Source organism: Nonomuraea ceibae (assembly GCF_019396325.1).
Lineage (GTDB): Bacteria > Actinomycetota > Actinomycetes > Streptosporangiales > Streptosporangiaceae > Nonomuraea > Nonomuraea ceibae.
In genome coordinates this window covers 46,538-62,777 of record NZ_JAHKRO010000052.1, presented here as the reverse complement: position 1 = coordinate 62,777, position 16,240 = coordinate 46,538, and the positions used below count along the sequence as shown (strand labels likewise).

The following is a 16,240-nucleotide window of genomic DNA, read 5'->3' as shown; positions in this document are numbered from 1 at the left end:
CGGCCTCGGCCCGTTACGCGTGGGCGGCAGGAACGTGGCGGCAGCCGCCGACGTCGCCGCCTCCCTCCCCGGCCCGGCCCACGCCGTGCGCGTGGACCTCCACGACCCCGCCGAGCTGGCCGCCTTCTGCGACGGCTGCCGGATCGTGGTCAGCTGCGCCGGGCCCACGTACCGGGTCCTGGACACCGTGGCCCGCGCCGCCTTCGCCGCCGGGGCCGACTACGTCGACATCGGCGGCGAGCTGGCCGCCAAGGACGCCCTCACCGGCCACCCCCTGGCGGGCGACCGTACCGCGGTGTTCTCCGCCGGAGTCATGCCGGGCCTGTCCGGGCTGCTGCCCAGGCTGCTGGCGAAGGGACGGGCGCCGCGCCGGCTCGACGTGTACGTGGGCGGCGCGGCCGTGTTCACCCCCCTGTCCGCCGTGGACGCGCTGCTGACCAGGGGGCCCAGGTTCGGGGCGCCGATGGCGGCCTGGCGCGGGGGCCGGGTCGAGCCGAACGCCCTCGCGCCGCTGCACGGAGTGCGGCTGCCGGGCTTCCCCGTCCCCGTGCACGCCTGGCCGTACCTCACCACCGAGGCGCAGACCCTGGCCGCCGACACCCGCGCCGACGAGGTGCGGTGCTACAACGTCTTCGTCTCCGGCCGGCTCCCCGAGGCTCTCGCGGCGGCCTGGGCCGAGGCGGACGGCGCCGATCCCGCCGCGCTGGCCGGCTCCGTCGTGCGCGCCTCGCTGGCGGACAACGCCGACTTCGGCGCCTTCTACGTCATGCTCTTCACCGCCCGCCCCCGTCCCGGCGAGCCGCCGGGTCCCGGCCGGATCGTCCTCACGGCCGTCGACTCGTACGCGCTGAGCGGGGTGGTGATGGCGCTCGCCGCCCGCGCCGTGCTCACCGGCTCCGTGCCGCCGGGCGTCCATCTGGCGGCGGAGGTCCTGGACCCGGACGCCACCGCCGCCGAGCTGCGCGACGACCCACTGGTCGAGGATTTCGTCGTCAGCTGACCCTCGCGCCGGGCCGGGGACGGCTCAGCAGGGGTGGTGACGTGGCCCCGCGACGTCGGCGAGCCTGGTGTCCTTGCCCGCGAGGACCGAGCTGACGTAGCCCATGACGAGGGGCGCCCGGCTCAGCCGGAGCATCAGGCGCCGGACCCGCAGGTCGGCCGGTGAGGAGGGCAGGAACCAGCGGGCCATCGACCGGGCGTTGCGCTGCATGTCCTCGACCACGGGCCGCCACAGCCGCTCGAACCCGGCCGTGGCCCGCTCGATCGCCGGCTCGTGCGCGAGCCGGTCGGCGAGCAGGAAAGCGCCGGCGAGCCCGAGCGACGCGCCCTGCCCGGCGATCAGCGACACGGCGTGGGCGGCGTCCCCGACCAGGACGACCCGGCCGGTGCTCCACTCCGGAAGCTCGATCTGCGCGACCTGGTCGTAGTAGATCTCCTCGGCCGGCGGGCACCGCTCCAGCGCGCGCGGCGTCACCCAGCCCAGGCCGGCGTAGGCCCGCTGGACGGCCGCCCGGGGGTCGTCCGGAGTCGCGGGGTCGGCGCTGCGGTGCACCGTGAACGCGGCGACCCGGCCGTCGCGGAGCGCGTAGAAGCCCATCTGCCGGTCGGCGGAGTCGGTGAGGCAGAACGCGTGCCTGACGGCGGCGTGCACGTCCGGCGCGTCGAAGACGAACGCCGCCGTGTGCAGGCCGAGGTAGCGCAGGTAGCGGTCCTCCGGCCCGAAGGCCAGCCGGCGGACGGTCGAGTGGATCCCGTCGGCGCCCACGAGCAGATCGGCGTCCAGGACACCGCCGTCGGCCAGCGTCACCGTCACGCCGCCGGGGCGGTTCGCCACGCCGGTCAGGGCCGTGCCGTAGCGCAGGTCGACGGAGGCCGGAAGGGCGTCGGCCAGGACGGCCTCGAGGTCGGGGCGCAGCAGGCTCAGCAGCGGGCCGCGTGAGAAGCTCTTGGTCCGGAGCGTGGCGCGGCGGCGGCCGTCCCGGTCGACCAGCCGCCCCTCGTCGTAGTGGTAGGCCGCTCGTTCCAGCGCGGGCAGCAGGCCCATCGCCTCGGCCGCCTCCAGCCCGGGGCCGAAGAAGTCGATCATGTATCCCTGCGGTCGGGGCCCGGGGGCGCGCTCGACCACCACGACCTCGCCGCCCAGGGCGGCGAGCCGGTGGGCCAGGGCCAGGCCGCTGATCCCGGCCCCGCAGATCACCGTTCGCACGTCATCCCTCCTCGACCGGCGCGGGGACGAGCCTGCGGAGCACCGCCGAGAGATCGTCCGCCCTGAGGCCCAGGCCACGGTGCAGCAGGAGGCCGTCCACGGAGGCCGCCAGGACGGCGGCCGTCTCGAACGGGGCGGGCACCCCGTGCCGCTCCAGCCACCCGCCGAACCGCTGCCGGAACTCGGCGACCAGCTCGGCGATCTGCCCGCGCAGCTCGTCGTCGCGGGTGCTCGCCAGGTACGCCTCGACGAACAGCAGCGAGCTCGCGTCGGCGCCGGTGTACTCCTCGGCCGACGCGAGCATCGTCCCGATCGCGTCGCCGGGCGACCGGGCGCCTTCCAGCAGCTCGTTCAGCCCGGCCAGCAGCTCCCTCATCCGGCCGGTCGCGGCCTCGCGCAGCAGGCTCGGCAGCGAGGGGAAGTGGTAGTGCACCACGCTCGGCGTCACCCCGGCGCGCTCGGCGAGGACCCGGGTGCTCACCGCCGCCCAGCCGCGCTCGGGGATGAGCTCCACCGCCGCGTTCAGCAGGCGTTTCCGCACGTCGCGTCCGCGCTCGGCCGCCGGGGACGTCATGGCTTCCTCCGATCAGGGCAGTCGTCCTGTACGACTGCCCTGATCGTATGCCCGGACGAGGCCACGGGCAAGGTCCCGGTCAGTGTTCCCAGGCCGCCGCACCGCGCAGCAGGTGGTGGTCCGACATGCCCGGCGTGCACGCCGCCGCGTCGCCGCGGACGGTCGTGAACCAGTAGTGGCTGAGGAAGACGTAATCGATCTTCCCGGGCTCGCTGACGTGGGGCGAGCAGGGCAGCTTCGCCGTCGCCTCACCGCTCCTGCAGCGGTCCCGGGTCTGCGCGCACGCTGCCCCGAAGTGCTCCTTGTCGTTCTCGTCGACCTCCTGGAACACGCCGTGCCCGCCGGTGTGGCCGTACAGCGGGTCGAGGGTGTTGTCCGCCGGGAGCACGTTGAAGTCGCCGCCCAGCACCACCGGCTCGCCCTGGCCCGCGTAGCCCTCGGTCAGGGTCGCCACGCGCTCCACCTGGAGCCTGGCGGTCGCGTCGTCGGGGTCGATGTGGGTGTTGCAGGCGCGGACCTGGCGGCCGGTGACGGTGGCGCGGGCGCACAGCAGGATCCGGTTCTCGACGTCGCGCGCCTCGGGCAGCGGGTGGACGACGCGGGAGCCGTTGTCGATCGTCCCGGTCCCGCCCTTGGCGAAGATCACCAGGCCGAAGCGCAGGTCGTCGCCCCAGCGCGAGCAGCCGGGGGCGGACGGCAGGGCCGCCGCCCACACCGAGTCGTACCGGGGCTCGCCCGTACGGCCGCGCAGGTGGTCGCGCAGCAGGGTCCACTGCCCGTAACAGACCTCCTGGAGCATCACGAGGTCGGCGTCCCAGGTGTCCAGGGCGCGCACGACCACGTCCCGCCACGCGATCGCGGAGTCCTCGTAGATCGGCGGGCAGTGGCTCGCGCCGCCGCAGACGTTGTAGCTGATGAACCGCGGGCGCGGCCAGTTCTCGGCGTCGGGCGCGTCCGCATGGGCGGGCCCGGGGGCGAGCAGCGGGGCTAAGCAGATGAGGGCGGAAAGGACCGTTCTGAGCGCTGCTCGCATGGGGCGAGCTCCTTCCTGTTGCGGTTCCGGCCTCACTCCACGGTGATGACCCGGTCGGTGAGCCTGGCCCGTTCGGCGGCGAAGACGGCCAGGTGGGAGGCGAGCGATTCGGCGGGGCCCGAGCGGATCAGGTCGCGGTCGCCGGTGGCGACAGCGCGGACGAACGCCTCCATGAGCCGCTCGTCGCCGCCCGCGTGGCCGCCGCCCGCCGTGGGGTCGCCGGTCGGCGTGACGGCGATCGTCGTGGAGTCGCCGGTGCGGAAGTCCTCGACGACGACGCTCCGGCCGTCGCACGACAGCTCGCCGTGGGTGCCGAAGATCCGGGTACGGCGATGCCCGCCGGTGTTAAAGCCGGTCATGGTGAACGTGCCGGTGGCTCCCCCGTCGAACTCCAGGGCGACGACCTGGTGGTCGACGACGTCGTTGTCGCAGTCGTAGACGCACCTGCCGTACGGCCCGTGCCGGAGGGCGCCGGTGAGGGCCTCCTCGGTGAAGGTGGGTGTGACGACGCTCAGCGGCCAGCCGTGCCGCCCCTCGCGCAGCCGTCCGAAGTACAGGCGCGTCGCGGAGTACGGGCAGCCGGGCTCGACCGCGCAGTCGAGGCAGCGTGAGGCCGCTCCCTCGGGGCGGTTCTCCGGGCGGAAGTGCTTGAGCCCGCCGAAGCTCGACACCCGGCGGACCGGGCGGCCGACCACGTACTGGAGCCAGTCGAGGTCGTGCGACGACTTGGCCAGCAGCATGAAGCTGGCCTGGTCGGACCTGCGCCAGTTGCCGCGCACGTAGGAGTGCGCCTGGTGCCAGAAGCCCACGGGTTCGAGGTGCTGGACGGAGACGATCTCGCCGATCCGGCCCGAGCTCAGCACGGATCGCACGGTGTCGGTGTACGGCGCGTACCGCAGCACGTGACAGACGGCGAAGATCACCCCCGTCCGCTGGACGGCCGAGACGATGGCGCGGCACTCGGCCTCGGTCGGCGCCAGCGGCTTCTCGACGAGCAGGTGGCAGCCGAGCCCGGCGAAGGTCCGGGCCGGTTCCGCGTGGTCGGAGTCCTGGGTGGCGATCACGACGGCGTCGGCGATCCGGCCCGCCTCGGCCAGCTGCCTCCAATCGGGGAAGATCCGGGCGCCGCTCGGGCGGGCCAGGGCCTGGGCCCGTTCCTCGACCGGGTCGGCGACGGCCACGATCCGGGCCTGGTCAGGGTGCTCCAGCGCCCACCGGGCGTATCCGCTGCCGCGGTCCCCGGCTCCGACGATGGCCAGCGACACAGGTGACATGCTTCTCTTCTCAGCCATTCAGGTTGTCCAGCAGGGAACTTTCGACGACGTCCAGGGCGGTGCGCAGGGCCCCGGCGGTGACGGCCCGGTCTCCGAGCGACGACACCTCCAGCCGGGGCGGCAGCGAGGTCATCTGCGGCAGCCTGCGGCGGATCGGCTCGGCGATCTGCTCGCCGGCGGCCGCCACGCCGCCTCCGATGACGATCAGCTCAGGGTTCAGGAGCAGGGCCAGCGTGCCGACCGCCCTGGCGATGCGGGCCAGGATCTGCTCGAGGACCTGCTGGGCCTCCTCGTCGCCGTCGCGGGCGGCGGCCATCAGGAGCGCGGCGTCGCCCGTCAGCCCCTCGGCCTGGCCGGGCTGCGGCTCGCCGTGCTCGCGCAGCCTGGCCACGACCTCCTTGCCGACATGGCTGGCCAGCGCGCCGATGCCCTCGGCTCCCGGGGTGTGCTCCAGCAGGCTGAGGAAGGCCATTTCACCGGCGCCCCCGTCGTGGCCGCGGAAGACCTGGCCGCCCGAGACGATGCCCGCGCCCAGGCGTTCGCCGGCCAGCACGTAGATGACGTCCTCGCTCGCGGCGGCCACGCCGCGCCAGCGCTCCCCCACCACGGCGAGGTTGGCGTCGTTGTCGGCCAGGACCGGCGCGCCGAACGAGCGGCCCAGCTCGGTCCTGAGGTTGAGGCCCTTCCAGTCGGGCAGCACGTCGCAGGCCAGCACCACCCCGGTGCGGGGGTCGACGACGCCGGGCGTGGCCGTGCACACCGCCAGGACGGCGGACCGGTCGACCCCGGCGGGCTTCAGCGCGGCTCGTACGGTCCTCCGAACACCGTCGAGCCGGGCCTTGCGGCCGAGTTCCTGCCCGAGCTGCCGGACCTCGGTGGCCAGGACTGCGCCGCGCAGGTCGGCCACCGAGACGACGCACTTGTGCACGCCGATGTCGATGCCGACGACGTAGCCCCGTTCCGCCCGTAGCCGGACGAGCCTGGCGGGACGGCCGCGGCGGCCGGCGGTGGCGTCCTCGGTCTCGGCGATCAGCCCGATCCTGCGCAGATCCTCGATCACCGCGTCGACCGTGGGCCTGGAGAGGCCCGAGGCGTCGGCCAGCTCGGCGAGGCGGATCGTGTCGACCTCCCGCAGGACGGCCAGCGCCTTCTCGGCGTTCAGCCGGCGCAGCAAGGGAGCGGTCGCGGAAGACGTCATGGCAGCACTCTCTCGGGCAGACGGTGGGTTCCGGCGTGAGGCATGGTGTCACCCCTTCACGGCGCCGGAGGTGAGCCCGGCGACGATGCGGCGTTGGGCGAGCAGGACGAGGACGACCACCGGCACCGTCACCATCAGGGCGGCCGCGGCGATGGCGCCGTACGGCTGCTGGAACTCCGAGTCACCGGTGAAGAAGGCCAGCGCGGCGGGGACCGTGCGCGAGGCCTCGGTCGAGGTGAGCGAGATCGCGAACAGGAACTCGCCCCAGCAGCCCAGGAAGGTGAGCAGGAACGTGGTGACCACGCCGGGCACGGCCGCGGGCAGGACGACCCGGACCAGCGCCTGGAGCCGGGTGGCGCCGTCGACCTGCGCCGACTCCTCCAGCGCGCGCGGGATGGTGCGGAAGAAGGAGGTCAGCAGCCAGATCGCCAGCGGCAGCGAGAAGGAGACGTACGGGATGATGAGGCCGAGCCAGGTGTCGAACAGGCCGAGCTCGGTCCACAGCGTGAACAGCGGCCCGACCAGCGCGATCGCCGGGAACATCGTCAGGCACAGGGCCGTGCCGAGCACCAGCCCGCTGCCGCGGAAGGCCAGCCGCGCGATCGCGTAGGCCGCGAAGATGGCGACGATCACCGAGACGGTCGTGGCGATGAGCGAGATGCCCACGGAGTTGCCCAGCGCGCTGGTGAACACCGGCTTGGTGAACAGCCCGGTGTAGTTGTCGAGCGTCGGCGAGGCGGGCAGGAAGCGGCCGTCGTTCTGCAGGGTGGCGGGCTTCAGGGACAGGCTCACGACCCAGGCGATCGGGGCCAGGGTCCAGACCGCGACGGTCAGGGTAACCAGGATGTCCGCGACGCGCCGTTTCATGATTCACCTCTGAACGCTCTGACGAATCCAGCCGCGATCATCGCCACGCAGACGAACAGCAGCACCGAGACGGCCGAGCCGAGGCCGACCTCCAGATCCCTGATCAGGAAGCGGTAGCTCAGGAACGACAGGGTCTCGGTGCCAACGGCGCCCTGCGTCTGGATGTAGACGGTGTCGAAGATCCGGAACGCGTCGAGCGTGCGGAAGAGCAGCGCCACCATGATCGCCGATCGGATGGCCGGGATCGTCACCCGCCACAGGCGCTGCCAGGCGCCGGCCCCGTCGACCTTGGCCGCCTCGTGGACCTCGCCGGGCACCGTGACGAGCCCGGCCAGCAGCATGAGCGCCATGAACGGCGTCGTCTTCCACACCTCGGTCAGCACGATCACCGTGTACGCCGACCAGGTCTCGCCGAGCCAGTTGAAGTCGCCGCCCACGAAGCCCACCGACGGCTGGAAGGCGAAGCGGAAGGCGAACGCCGACACCACGGTGAGCACGGCGTACGGCACGAGCACGACGGTGCGCAGCAGCTGCCTGCCCCACAGGACCTTGTGCATGGCCAGCGCCAGGGCGAAGCCGAGCACGAACTCGATGCCCACGCTGGTGACCGTCAGGATGACCGTCGAGGACAGGTCGCGCCACCAGTCGCCGCTGGTGAGGATCTCACGGTAGTTGCCGAGCCCAGCGAACGCGCGCTCGCCGGGGGCGCTCAGGGAGTAGCTCTCCAGCGACAGCGCGACGGTCCGCAGGACGGGCACCACCGTCACCGCCGTCATGAGGAGCAGCGCCGGGCCGGCCATGAGCCAGCCCAGCCGCCGCTCGGTGCGGATCCGGTTCACTGTCCCACGGCCTCGGCGACGGCCGTGTGGGCCTTGGCCGCGGTGTCGGGGGTCACCGACGCGGGCGGGTGGAAGGCGGTCTGGATCGCGGTCGACAGGGCGTTGTACTTGCGCACCATCGGCCGGGGCTCCGCCTCGGCGATCGAGTCGCGCATGACGTCGGCGAACGGGAACGCGGCGCGTACCTCGGCGTCGTCGTAGACCGACGCGCGGGCGGCGGGGATGCCGGCGCCCATCATGAAGCCCTTCTGCGACTGCGCGGAGGTCAGGCAGGCGATGGCCGCGTAGGCGCTCTCGCGCTGGTCCTCCGGCGTGCCGGCGCCGATGGCGAGGTTGGAGCCGCCGAGCGGCGGCGCGCTGGGCCGGTCGGCGGCGACCCTCGGGTAGCGGGCCCAGCCGTAGTCGTCGAAGACCTTCTTGAACGCGGGCTCCTTCGCGGCGCGCTCGGCGGCCGCGGCGTAGACGTAGCCCCAGTTCGTCATGAACGACGCCTCGCCCTGCTCGAAGGCGGCGCGCATGGTCTCCTCGTCGAGCGTGCTCAGGCCCTTCAGCGCCGCCGGGCCGGTGGCCAGGGAGCCGATGACGGTGGCGGCGGCCCGCCCGGCGTCGCCGTCGAGTCCCGGACGGCCCTCGGCGTCGACGACCTGTCCGCCCGCCGAGGCGACGAGCGCGTTGACGAAGACCGTGTACCCCTCGTAGCGGTTGCCGGGCGTGGCCACTCCGCGCTCGCCCTCGGGCAGGCGGCCGGCCGCGGCCAGGAGCTGTTCCCAGGTCAGCTCGCCCTTGGCCGGGTCGATGCCCGCCTGCGCGGCTCGCGACTTGCGGTACCAGAGCAGCTGCGAGCCCGACAGCAGGGGCGCCGCGTAGAGTTCGCCCTTCCACGTGGCGGACTTGAGAGCGCCGTCGAGCGTGCCGTCGGTGACGGTCCTGGCGGTGGCGTCGGGCAGCGGCAGGATCCAGCCGGCCTCGGCGAACTCGGCCGTCCACACGACGTCCATGGTGATGAGGTTGACCGCCCGGTCCTTGGCCGACAGCCGCCGGACGAGCTGCTCGCGCTGCTTGTCGGAGCCTTCGGGGAGGGTCTCGACCTTGATCGTGTACTTGCCGTCGCGCGTGCAGGCGGCCACGGCTTCCCGCGTGGGCGTCTCGGCGTTCGGGCCCTGCCACCAGGTGAGCGCGACGGGGCCGTCGCTCCCGGCGGCGGCGCACGCGGTCAGCGGGAGGGCGGTGAGTGCGGCCGCCGCGAGCCGAAGCAGATTCCTCATGAGGGGGTCCTTGGGTCGGTGGGGTGCGGAGGGTTGCTCTTTTTTTCAGGGTCATTTATTAATTGACCCTGAAGAATAGGAGCCGCTCGATGCGCCGTCAAGACACGGGTCTCGGTCGGGCCGGCCACGAGAACGAAGGACGCACATGCCCAGCACAGCCTTAACGTCCCTGGTAGCGGCCCTGACCGTGCTGCTGCCCGCCACGGTCGGAGCGACCCAGCCCGGCCTGCCCCCAGGCGTCAGCCTGACCACGCTCTCGCTGGGCGCCCAGGACGCCGACGACCAGTGGACGGTCCACGTCTACCTGCCCGCGACCCTCGACGGCCCGGCCGCCACGGCGGGCACGGCGCTCGGACCGAGGCAGATCGCCGACCGGATCGCCGCCGCCCTGCGCGAGAAGGGCTTCACCCCCCGCGTCGAGCGGGTCGACCTCCCGGACTTCGCCGACCGCCCGGCGGACGTCCTCGGGTGGACCGTACGGGTGGGCCGCTACGCCACCAGCGGCGAGGCGTCCGCCGAGCTGACCCGCATCAGGGCCGCGGGCTTCGCCGGCGGCACCCGCTACACCGCGCAGGACGGCGCCGACGCGAACGCGCCCCAGAAGGTGCACGTGCTGCGCGTCGACTTCCGCGAGTTCCGCGGCACCGTGGACACCGAGTTCGGGCAGGCGCTCAACGGCCCCGAGACGCTGACCGACCTCATGGCCGCGACCGGCGCCGCCGCCGGGATCAACGCCCAGTGGTTCTACAACCGGGCGCCCGGCGGCCTGTACGTCAAGAACGGCAAGCTCATCGGCTCCGCCACCCAGGGCCGCGGCGGCATCAAGATCACGCACGGCGGCCGCCGGGTCGACGTCGACGCGTTCACCGCGCGCGTGACGCTGCGCGCGGGCGGGGCGACGGCCGAGATCGACGGCGTCAACCGGCTGCCCGGCGAGGTGTGGAACTGCGGCGGCGTCGGCGGCGACCAGCCCACCGAGAAGCCCCAGCACGACCTCAGGTGCACCGACTCCAGCGAATTGGTGCTCTTCACTCCCGAATGGGGCGTGCCACCCGCGGGCGAGGGCGCCGAGGCCGTGCTCGACGCCGACGGCACCGTGCTCGCGGTCAACACCACGCGCGGCGCCGCCGTCCCGGCCGGCGGATCGGTCGTCCAGGCCATCGGCGACAGCGCCGCCTGGCTGCTCGGCCACGCCGCCCCGGGAAGCAAGCTGACCGTCACCGAGCGCGTCGAGGACAGCAGGGGCCACCGCGTACCCCTCACCCCCGACACCACGATCCTGCAGGTCGGGCCCACCCTCGTCCGTGACGGCAGGATCTCCGTCAACGCCGGCGCCGACGGGCTGATCCGGGAGGGCGCCGACCAGACGTTCACCTACAACTGGACGCTGCGCGCCAACCCGCGATCCATGATCGGCATGGACGACCGCGGGCGCCTGATGCTCGTGGTCGTCGACGGCAGGCAGGCCGGATACAGCGAAGGGCTCGGCATCGCGCAGACGGCCGAGCTGATGAAGCGGCTCGGCGCGGTGGAGGCGATGAACCTCGACGGCGGCGGCTCCAGCGTGCTCGCCACGTCCGGAGCGGGCATCGTCAACCGGCCCTCCGACGCCACGGGACAACGCTCCCTGGGCAACGCCATCCTGGTCAGACCGTAGCCGGGGCCCCGGCATTCAGTCGTCGAGGGCCTGGTAGAGGGTGGTCCAGAAGTCGTGCAACAGCCGCGCCGGGTCCGGGGTGGACATCCCGGTCTGGGTGAGCAGGATTCCGGTGAGCTGGTTGGCCGGGTCGGCGTAGACGGTGGTGCCGGTTCCGCCGTCCCAGCCGAACTGGCCGACGGGAGCGTAGTCGCTCCGGCGGGTGCGCACCGCCATGCCGTAGCCCCAGCCGCCGTGCAGCGCGAGCCCGGCCGACAGGTGCGCGATGTTCCGGTACATGCTGTCGCGGGCGGCCTGCTGCTCGGGCGTGAGGCAGTTGGTGGTCATCAGCTCGACGGCGGGCCGGGACAGGATCCGCCGCCCCTGGTGCACGCCGTGGTTCAGCAGCATCCGGAAGAAGGCGTGGAAGTCGTCGACGGTGGAGACCAGCGCGCAGCCCTGGAACGCCGGGGGCCGGCTGACCCGCCCGCCCTCGGCCTCGTCCCACACGAGGAACTCCCCGGTCCGCGGGTCGGGCCCGTACAGGGGCGGCAGCCGGTCGATCTTGGCGGCGGGCACGTGGTGGCCGGTGTCGGTCATGCCCAGCGGGTCGAGGACGCGTTCGCGCAGGAACGTCCCGAACGGCCGGCCGGTGACCCTGGCCACGAGCACGCAGAGCACCTCGTGGCTGAGGTCGTACTGCCACCGCTGCCCGGGCTGGTACGACAGGGGCAGCTCGCCGAGGCGGCGCATCCACTCGTCCGGATCCGGCGCCGGTCCGGACGCCACGCCGTAGTCGGTCGCTTCGAAGAGCGCGGCCCTGATCGGGGCGTTCAGCAGCTCGAAGTCCATGCCGAGCCCGAGCGTCGAGGTGAGCAGGTCCCGTACGGTGATCGGCCGGTCGGCCGGCACGGTGTCGTCCAGCGGCCCGTCGGGACGCTTCAGCACCTTCCGGTCGGCGAGCTCGGGCAGCCACTCGTCGACCGGGTCGTCCTGTCGCAGGCGGCACTCGTCGAGCAGGACCATCGCCGCGGCCATCGTAACCGGCTTGGACACCGACGCCATCCGGAAGATCGTGTCCCGGCGCATCGGCGCGCCGCCGTCGTGCCGCATCGTCCCGAGCGCTTCGACGTGGGTCCGGTCTCCCCTGCTGACGAGGGCGACCAGCCCGGGGATCTTCCCGGACTCGACATGGCGCGCCAGCACCTCGCGCAGTCTGCGCAGCCCCGCGTCGGAGAAGCCGCCGTTGCTCTGTCCCATCATGAACCTCCTGGTGTTCGCCCTTTCGAGGGGGCGTGCGGTGAGCGTGGTGTTCGCCCCTCCGAGGGGCCTTGCGGGGAGCGTGCACCCTGCCCTTAGGTCAACGTCAACCCGGTCGCTTCACCCGTGAACGCGAGGGCCGCCGGTACGCTGTGCCGATGGCAGACGGGCTCACGATCGGTCAGGCGGCGGCGTTCGTGGGCGTCACGATCAAGACCGTGCGGCACTATCACCGGCTCGGCCTGGTCGCGGAGCCGGAGCGGGACGGGTCGGGCTACCGGCGCTACCGGTCGACCGACCTGCTGCGGCTGGTCCAGGTCCGCACGCTGGCCGAGGCCGGTGTGCCGCTGGCCGAGATCGGTGACCTGCTCGACTCCGACCCCGAGGAGTTCGCCGCGTCGCTGCACGACGTCGAGCGGCGGCTCACCCAGCGGATCGAGGACCTGACCGCGCGCCGCGACACGCTGCACCGGCTCGCCCACGGTGACCGGGCCCTGCTGCCCGACCGGGCCTGCGCGGTCCTGGAGCGGCTCGCCGAACTCGGCTTCGGCCCTGACTACGTGGCCGCCCAGCGGGAGGCCCTGTTGCTGGCCCGGGCACTCGTTCCGGAGATCTTCGAGAGCTTCCTGACCCGGCTCGAACGCTCGCTTGACGATCCCGAGCTCGTCGAGCTGACCAAGCGCGGCGTCGATGCGATGTCCTGGGATCCCGGCGACCCGCGGATCGAGGAGCTGGCGTCCGCGCTGGCCGACAGGCTGCTGGCCGACCGCGCGCTGCTGGCGCCGCCGCCCGCGTCCCGGAGCCGGTCCGACGCCGCCATTCGGTACGGCCTGGTCAACCACCACCGGGAGGACGAAGCGCCGAGCATCGCCCGGTTGAACGCGCTGGTCGAGGCGGAACTACGCGCGGCGGGCATCGACGTCCCGCGTCAATGACCGGCCCCCGAGGTGGGTTCCCGGTCGCCTGAGCACCGGAGCGGGCCGTGGTCACACCGCGACGAACGGCTCCGTCAGGTGCGGTGTCGCCAGGTGCAGCGTGGTGGCGGTCGCGCGGTCGAGCATGCGCTTCCTTGACCGCCTGGCCGCCCCGGGGTCGAGCTCGTGCGCGTAGGCGAGCTCGGGGTGGAGCACCTGGAGCGCGTGCACCAGGAGGTCGCCGGTGACGAGCACCAGCTCGCGCCCGTCGCCCACCACCACGCTCTGGTGCCCGGGCGTGTGACCGGGCGTCGCGACGATGCGCCCGGCGCGCAGCCGCGTGTCCCCGTCGAGAAGCCGGAGCCGGCCGGCCGCCTCCAGCGGGTCGGTCAGGGTCTCGCGAAGCTGCGGGTTGAGCGCGTCCAGGGCCTCGAACTCGGCCCGCTGGAGCAGGTAGTCGGCATTCGGGAAGTACGGGCGACGGCCGCCGGGCGCGGGTGCGCCGTCCGCCGGCGGGACAGCCGCCTCGGTCACGACCGCCCACCCGACGTGGTCGGTGTGCAGATGCGTGAGCACCACGGTGTCGACCTCGGCCGGGTCGAGGCCCGCGGCCGCGAGTGAATCGGGGAGCCTGCCGGGCACGGGCGCCCACGAGCCGGCCGGGCTGTCCGCCGGGCCGATCCCGGCGTCCACGACGGTGAGGCCCTTGTCCCCGCGGATGGCGTACGCGCGGAACTGGAGCCGCCAGCGGCCCTCGGCGTCGACCGCGCCCGGGTCGTAGCGGTCGGCTTCGGCCCACTGGGCGGCCGTGGCCTCGGGGAAGGCCTCGGCGCGCGGGGAGAAGAACGGGCCCTCGGCGTCGGCCAGGGCGATGATCTCGGCCGAGCCGACCCGGAGGCGGGGAACACGCAGGGACATGGCCGCGATCCTGCCACGCGCTCCGCACGGGGCGGTCACCCGCACGTGATCATTGGGGACCGGGGAGCGGGGCCGGCTCGGGGAGCGGGAAGAGGCCGAGAAACCGTTCGACCAGGTCCAGGGGGCCGTCGATCACCAGGTCGCCGGCCTTCAGCGCGTCGGCGACGGGCAGGCCCTCGTGCAGCAGCGCGGTCAGCGTGGCGGGATCGGTGCCGATGACCACGTCCGCGTGCTCCGCCTCCCCGCGGGCGGCGTCGAGCCGGCCGCCGGCGATCTCGACGCGGAAGCGCTGCTCGCCCATGGTGAGGGCGATGACGGCGTCGAGCCCGGCCGCGGCTTCCGGGGCGAACAGCGCCCTGAAGGACAGGACCAGCGAGTCGACGCCGATCGCGGCGTCGTGCCGGAGCCTCGGCGAGCGGCTGGCCCAGCGGCCGAGGTGCCGGACGATCGGTTCGAGCTGCATGCCCCATTCGGTCAGGTCGTACACCCAGGAGCCCGCCGGTGCGGGCAGCTTGCGCCGCTGCACGATGCCGGCCTCGGCCAGCTCGCGGAGTCGCTGGGTCAGCACGTCCGGGCTGACGCCCGGCAGGCCGGTACGCAGGTCGGTGAAGCGTTTGGGGCCGAGAAGCAGCTCGCGCACCACCAGCAGCGTCCACCGCTCCCCGATCAGGTCGAGCCCGTGCGACACCGCGCATCCGTCGTCGTACTTCCGCTTGCCCGCCATGCCGCGAGTCTAGCAGCCGTAGTTCTGAAACTTACCTCTCTAGTTGTTTTTTCCAATCAACTAGTTGTACGGTCCAACCACACGGTCACCGAAAGAGGAGAACGGACATGCCGCAGTTCATCATCGAAGCCCCCACCGGGGTTCGAGCCGACGCCAAGCAGAAGATGATGAAGCAGATCACCGAGGCGATCGACGCCGCCTACCGCATCCCCGACGTGCGGATCTGGCTCCGCGAGTACGCGCCCGACCAGGTGGCCCAGGACGGCCGGATCGCCGCCGAGCCGATCCGGCCGCTGTGCTTCCTCGAGGCGCCGGAGCTGTCCAGCCTGGACGCCAAGCGGAGCATGACCGAGAGGATCCATGCCGCGATCGCCGAGGCGTACCAGGGCCTCGCCAACACCGACGAGACGCTGATCCTGATGAACCACTACCCGCTCGAGAACGCCGGCTGGGCCGGCCGGCTCCAGTCCGACGACCAGGAAGCCGTGCGAGCGATCGCCCAGCTGAACGGCTGACCCGGACAGCTCTTCGACCGGTGCCGCAGCGGCCCGTGCCCGCCGGTTGCGGCATGGACCGCTGCGCACCGCGCCGTCGAATACGCGAGCGCTCATCTGTTTGACTGCTACGCGAGCACTCGTTATCTTAGTGCTCACTTAACCAGCTCTCGCTAAAAGGACGGGTTCGATCATGCCTTTCATCTCCGCGCAGGACGCACGGGTGCACTACGAGGTCGACGGCCAGGGCCCCGGCCTGGTCCTGGTCCACGGCATGGGCGGCGACGCCGAGAAGGTCTTCGGCAACGTCTTCGGCCACTTCACCGCCACCCGGACCGTCGTCCGCCCCAACTTCAGCGGCAGCGGGCAGACCACCGACGACGGGCGCGAGCTGAGCGTGGACGGCATCACGGAGCAGATCACCGCGGCCGCCCGGGCGGCAGTGGACGGTCCGGTGGACCTGCTGGGGTTCTCTCTGGGCGCGGTCGCCGCGGCCGCCGTCGCCGCGCGCCACCCGGAGCTGGTCCGCAGGCTCGTCCTCGTCGCGGGCTGGCCGGACACCACCGGCCCCCGCGACCGCTTCTACTTCGAGACCGCGCGCAAGCTCCTGGACACCGACCGCGAGCTGTTCAAGCGCTTCTCCACCCTGACCGGCTTCGGCGCCGCCGCCCTGGACCGGTTCGGCCACGAGGGCCTGGCCTACTCGCTGGCCGACGCCTGGCCCCCGCCCGGCATCGGCCGCCAGGTCGACCTCGGGCTGAACGTGGACATCCGCCCGCTGCTGCCCGCCATCACCGCCCCCACCCTGGTGATCGGGTTCGCCGACGACAACATGATCCCGGTCGACGGCTCCCGCCGGCTGCACGCCGCCATCCGGGACAGCCGCCTCGTCGAGATCGAGGGGCAGGGCCACATGGACTGGTTCGCCGACCCGAGCCGGCTCATCGCGCTCACCCGCGACTTCATCGACGCCCCTCCCGGCACCCGGTGACGGACACCACCCCTGCGAAGGCCGCCGGGGACGTGATGCCGGCTCTT

16 protein-coding genes are annotated in these 16,240 nt (G+C 73.0%); 5 read left to right on the top strand and 11 right to left on the bottom strand.

Annotated features, from left to right (window positions below; translation table 11 throughout):
* Positions 1–1,000: saccharopine dehydrogenase NADP-binding domain-containing protein (locus tag KME80_RS28145; RefSeq protein WP_219509380.1), on the top strand; the 1,000-nt coding region annotated here is incomplete at its 5' end.
* A 24-nt stretch (positions 1,001–1,024) separates the two neighbouring features.
* Here the strand turns inward: KME80_RS28145 and KME80_RS28140 are convergent.
* The 8 genes from KME80_RS28140 to KME80_RS28105 all read right to left on the bottom strand — a co-directional run bounded on the left by KME80_RS28140 (position 1,025) and on the right by KME80_RS28105 (position 9,256).
* Positions 1,025–2,206 carry an FAD-dependent monooxygenase gene (locus KME80_RS28140; RefSeq protein ID WP_219509379.1) on the bottom strand — a complete coding sequence of 394 codons (1,182 nt, stop codon included), beginning with the start codon at positions 2,204–2,206 and terminating at the stop codon, positions 1,025–1,027.
* A gap of 1 nt (position 2,207) precedes the next feature.
* Positions 2,208–2,780: a TetR/AcrR family transcriptional regulator gene (locus tag KME80_RS28135; protein ID WP_219509378.1), complete on the bottom strand. Its 573-nt coding sequence runs from the start codon at positions 2,778–2,780 to the stop codon at positions 2,208–2,210.
* Positions 2,781–2,859: 79 nt separating this feature from the next.
* Positions 2,860–3,813: an endonuclease/exonuclease/phosphatase family protein gene (locus KME80_RS28130; RefSeq protein WP_219509377.1), complete on the bottom strand. Its 954-nt coding sequence runs from the start codon at positions 3,811–3,813 to the stop codon at positions 2,860–2,862.
* A gap of 32 nt (positions 3,814–3,845) precedes the next feature.
* The gene (locus tag KME80_RS28125) at positions 3,846–5,087 is read right to left on the bottom strand and encodes a Gfo/Idh/MocA family protein (RefSeq protein ID WP_219509376.1); all 1,242 of its coding nucleotides are present in this window, start codon (positions 5,085–5,087) and stop codon (positions 3,846–3,848) included.
* A gap of 10 nt (positions 5,088–5,097) precedes the next feature.
* A complete protein-coding gene (locus KME80_RS28120) occupies positions 5,098–6,285 on the bottom strand; it encodes an ROK family transcriptional regulator (RefSeq protein ID WP_219509375.1) in 1,188 nt (395 codons plus the stop codon).
* Positions 6,286–6,333: 48 nt separating this feature from the next.
* Positions 6,334–7,152, bottom strand: coding sequence for a carbohydrate ABC transporter permease (locus KME80_RS28115; RefSeq protein WP_219509374.1), 819 nt, complete (start codon positions 7,150–7,152; stop codon positions 6,334–6,336).
* The gene (locus tag KME80_RS28110; RefSeq protein WP_219509373.1) at positions 7,149–7,991 is read right to left on the bottom strand and encodes a carbohydrate ABC transporter permease; all 843 of its coding nucleotides are present in this window, start codon (positions 7,989–7,991) and stop codon (positions 7,149–7,151) included. Before KME80_RS28110 ends, KME80_RS28115 begins: the two co-directional genes overlap by 4 nt.
* The gene (locus KME80_RS28105) at positions 7,988–9,256 is read right to left on the bottom strand and encodes an extracellular solute-binding protein (RefSeq protein ID WP_219509372.1); all 1,269 of its coding nucleotides are present in this window, start codon (positions 9,254–9,256) and stop codon (positions 7,988–7,990) included. The genes KME80_RS28110 and KME80_RS28105 overlap by 4 nt, the downstream gene beginning before the upstream one ends.
* 145 nt (positions 9,257–9,401) lie before the next feature.
* Here KME80_RS28105 and KME80_RS28100 point away from each other — a divergent pair, with 145 nt between their 5' ends.
* Positions 9,402–10,913 carry a phosphodiester glycosidase family protein gene (locus tag KME80_RS28100; protein WP_219509371.1) on the top strand — a complete coding sequence of 504 codons (1,512 nt, stop codon included), beginning with the start codon at positions 9,402–9,404 and terminating at the stop codon, positions 10,911–10,913.
* A gap of 15 nt (positions 10,914–10,928) precedes the next feature.
* On the opposite strand, the gene KME80_RS28095 is transcribed toward KME80_RS28100, so the two are convergent.
* On the bottom strand, positions 10,929–12,155 hold the full coding sequence (locus KME80_RS28095) for a serine hydrolase domain-containing protein (protein ID WP_246645898.1): 1,227 nt from the start codon (positions 12,153–12,155) through the stop codon (positions 10,929–10,931).
* A gap of 155 nt (positions 12,156–12,310) precedes the next feature.
* On the opposite strand from KME80_RS28095, the gene KME80_RS28090 reads away from it, so the two are divergent.
* A complete protein-coding gene (locus KME80_RS28090) occupies positions 12,311–13,087 on the top strand; it encodes a MerR family transcriptional regulator (RefSeq protein WP_219509370.1) in 777 nt (258 codons plus the stop codon).
* A gap of 51 nt (positions 13,088–13,138) precedes the next feature.
* Here KME80_RS28090 and KME80_RS28085 read toward each other — a convergent pair whose 3' ends face one another.
* Complete coding sequence (locus tag KME80_RS28085) at positions 13,139–13,984, bottom strand: MBL fold metallo-hydrolase (RefSeq protein ID WP_219509369.1); 846 nt, start codon at positions 13,982–13,984, stop codon at positions 13,139–13,141.
* 49 nt (positions 13,985–14,033) lie between these two features.
* Entirely contained in the window at positions 14,034–14,708 is a 675-nt protein-coding gene (locus KME80_RS28080; RefSeq protein WP_219509368.1) for a winged helix-turn-helix transcriptional regulator, read from the bottom strand.
* Positions 14,709–14,815: 107 nt separating this feature from the next.
* Here KME80_RS28080 and KME80_RS28075 point away from each other — a divergent pair, with 107 nt between their 5' ends.
* Positions 14,816–15,223 (top strand): tautomerase family protein, encoded by a 408-nt coding sequence (locus tag KME80_RS28075; protein WP_219509367.1) that lies wholly within the window; start codon positions 14,816–14,818, stop codon positions 15,221–15,223.
* A gap of 172 nt (positions 15,224–15,395) precedes the next feature.
* Positions 15,396–16,193 (top strand): alpha/beta fold hydrolase, encoded by a 798-nt coding sequence (locus KME80_RS28070; protein WP_219509366.1) that lies wholly within the window; start codon positions 15,396–15,398, stop codon positions 16,191–16,193.
* The last annotated feature ends 47 nt before the right edge of the window (positions 16,194–16,240 follow it).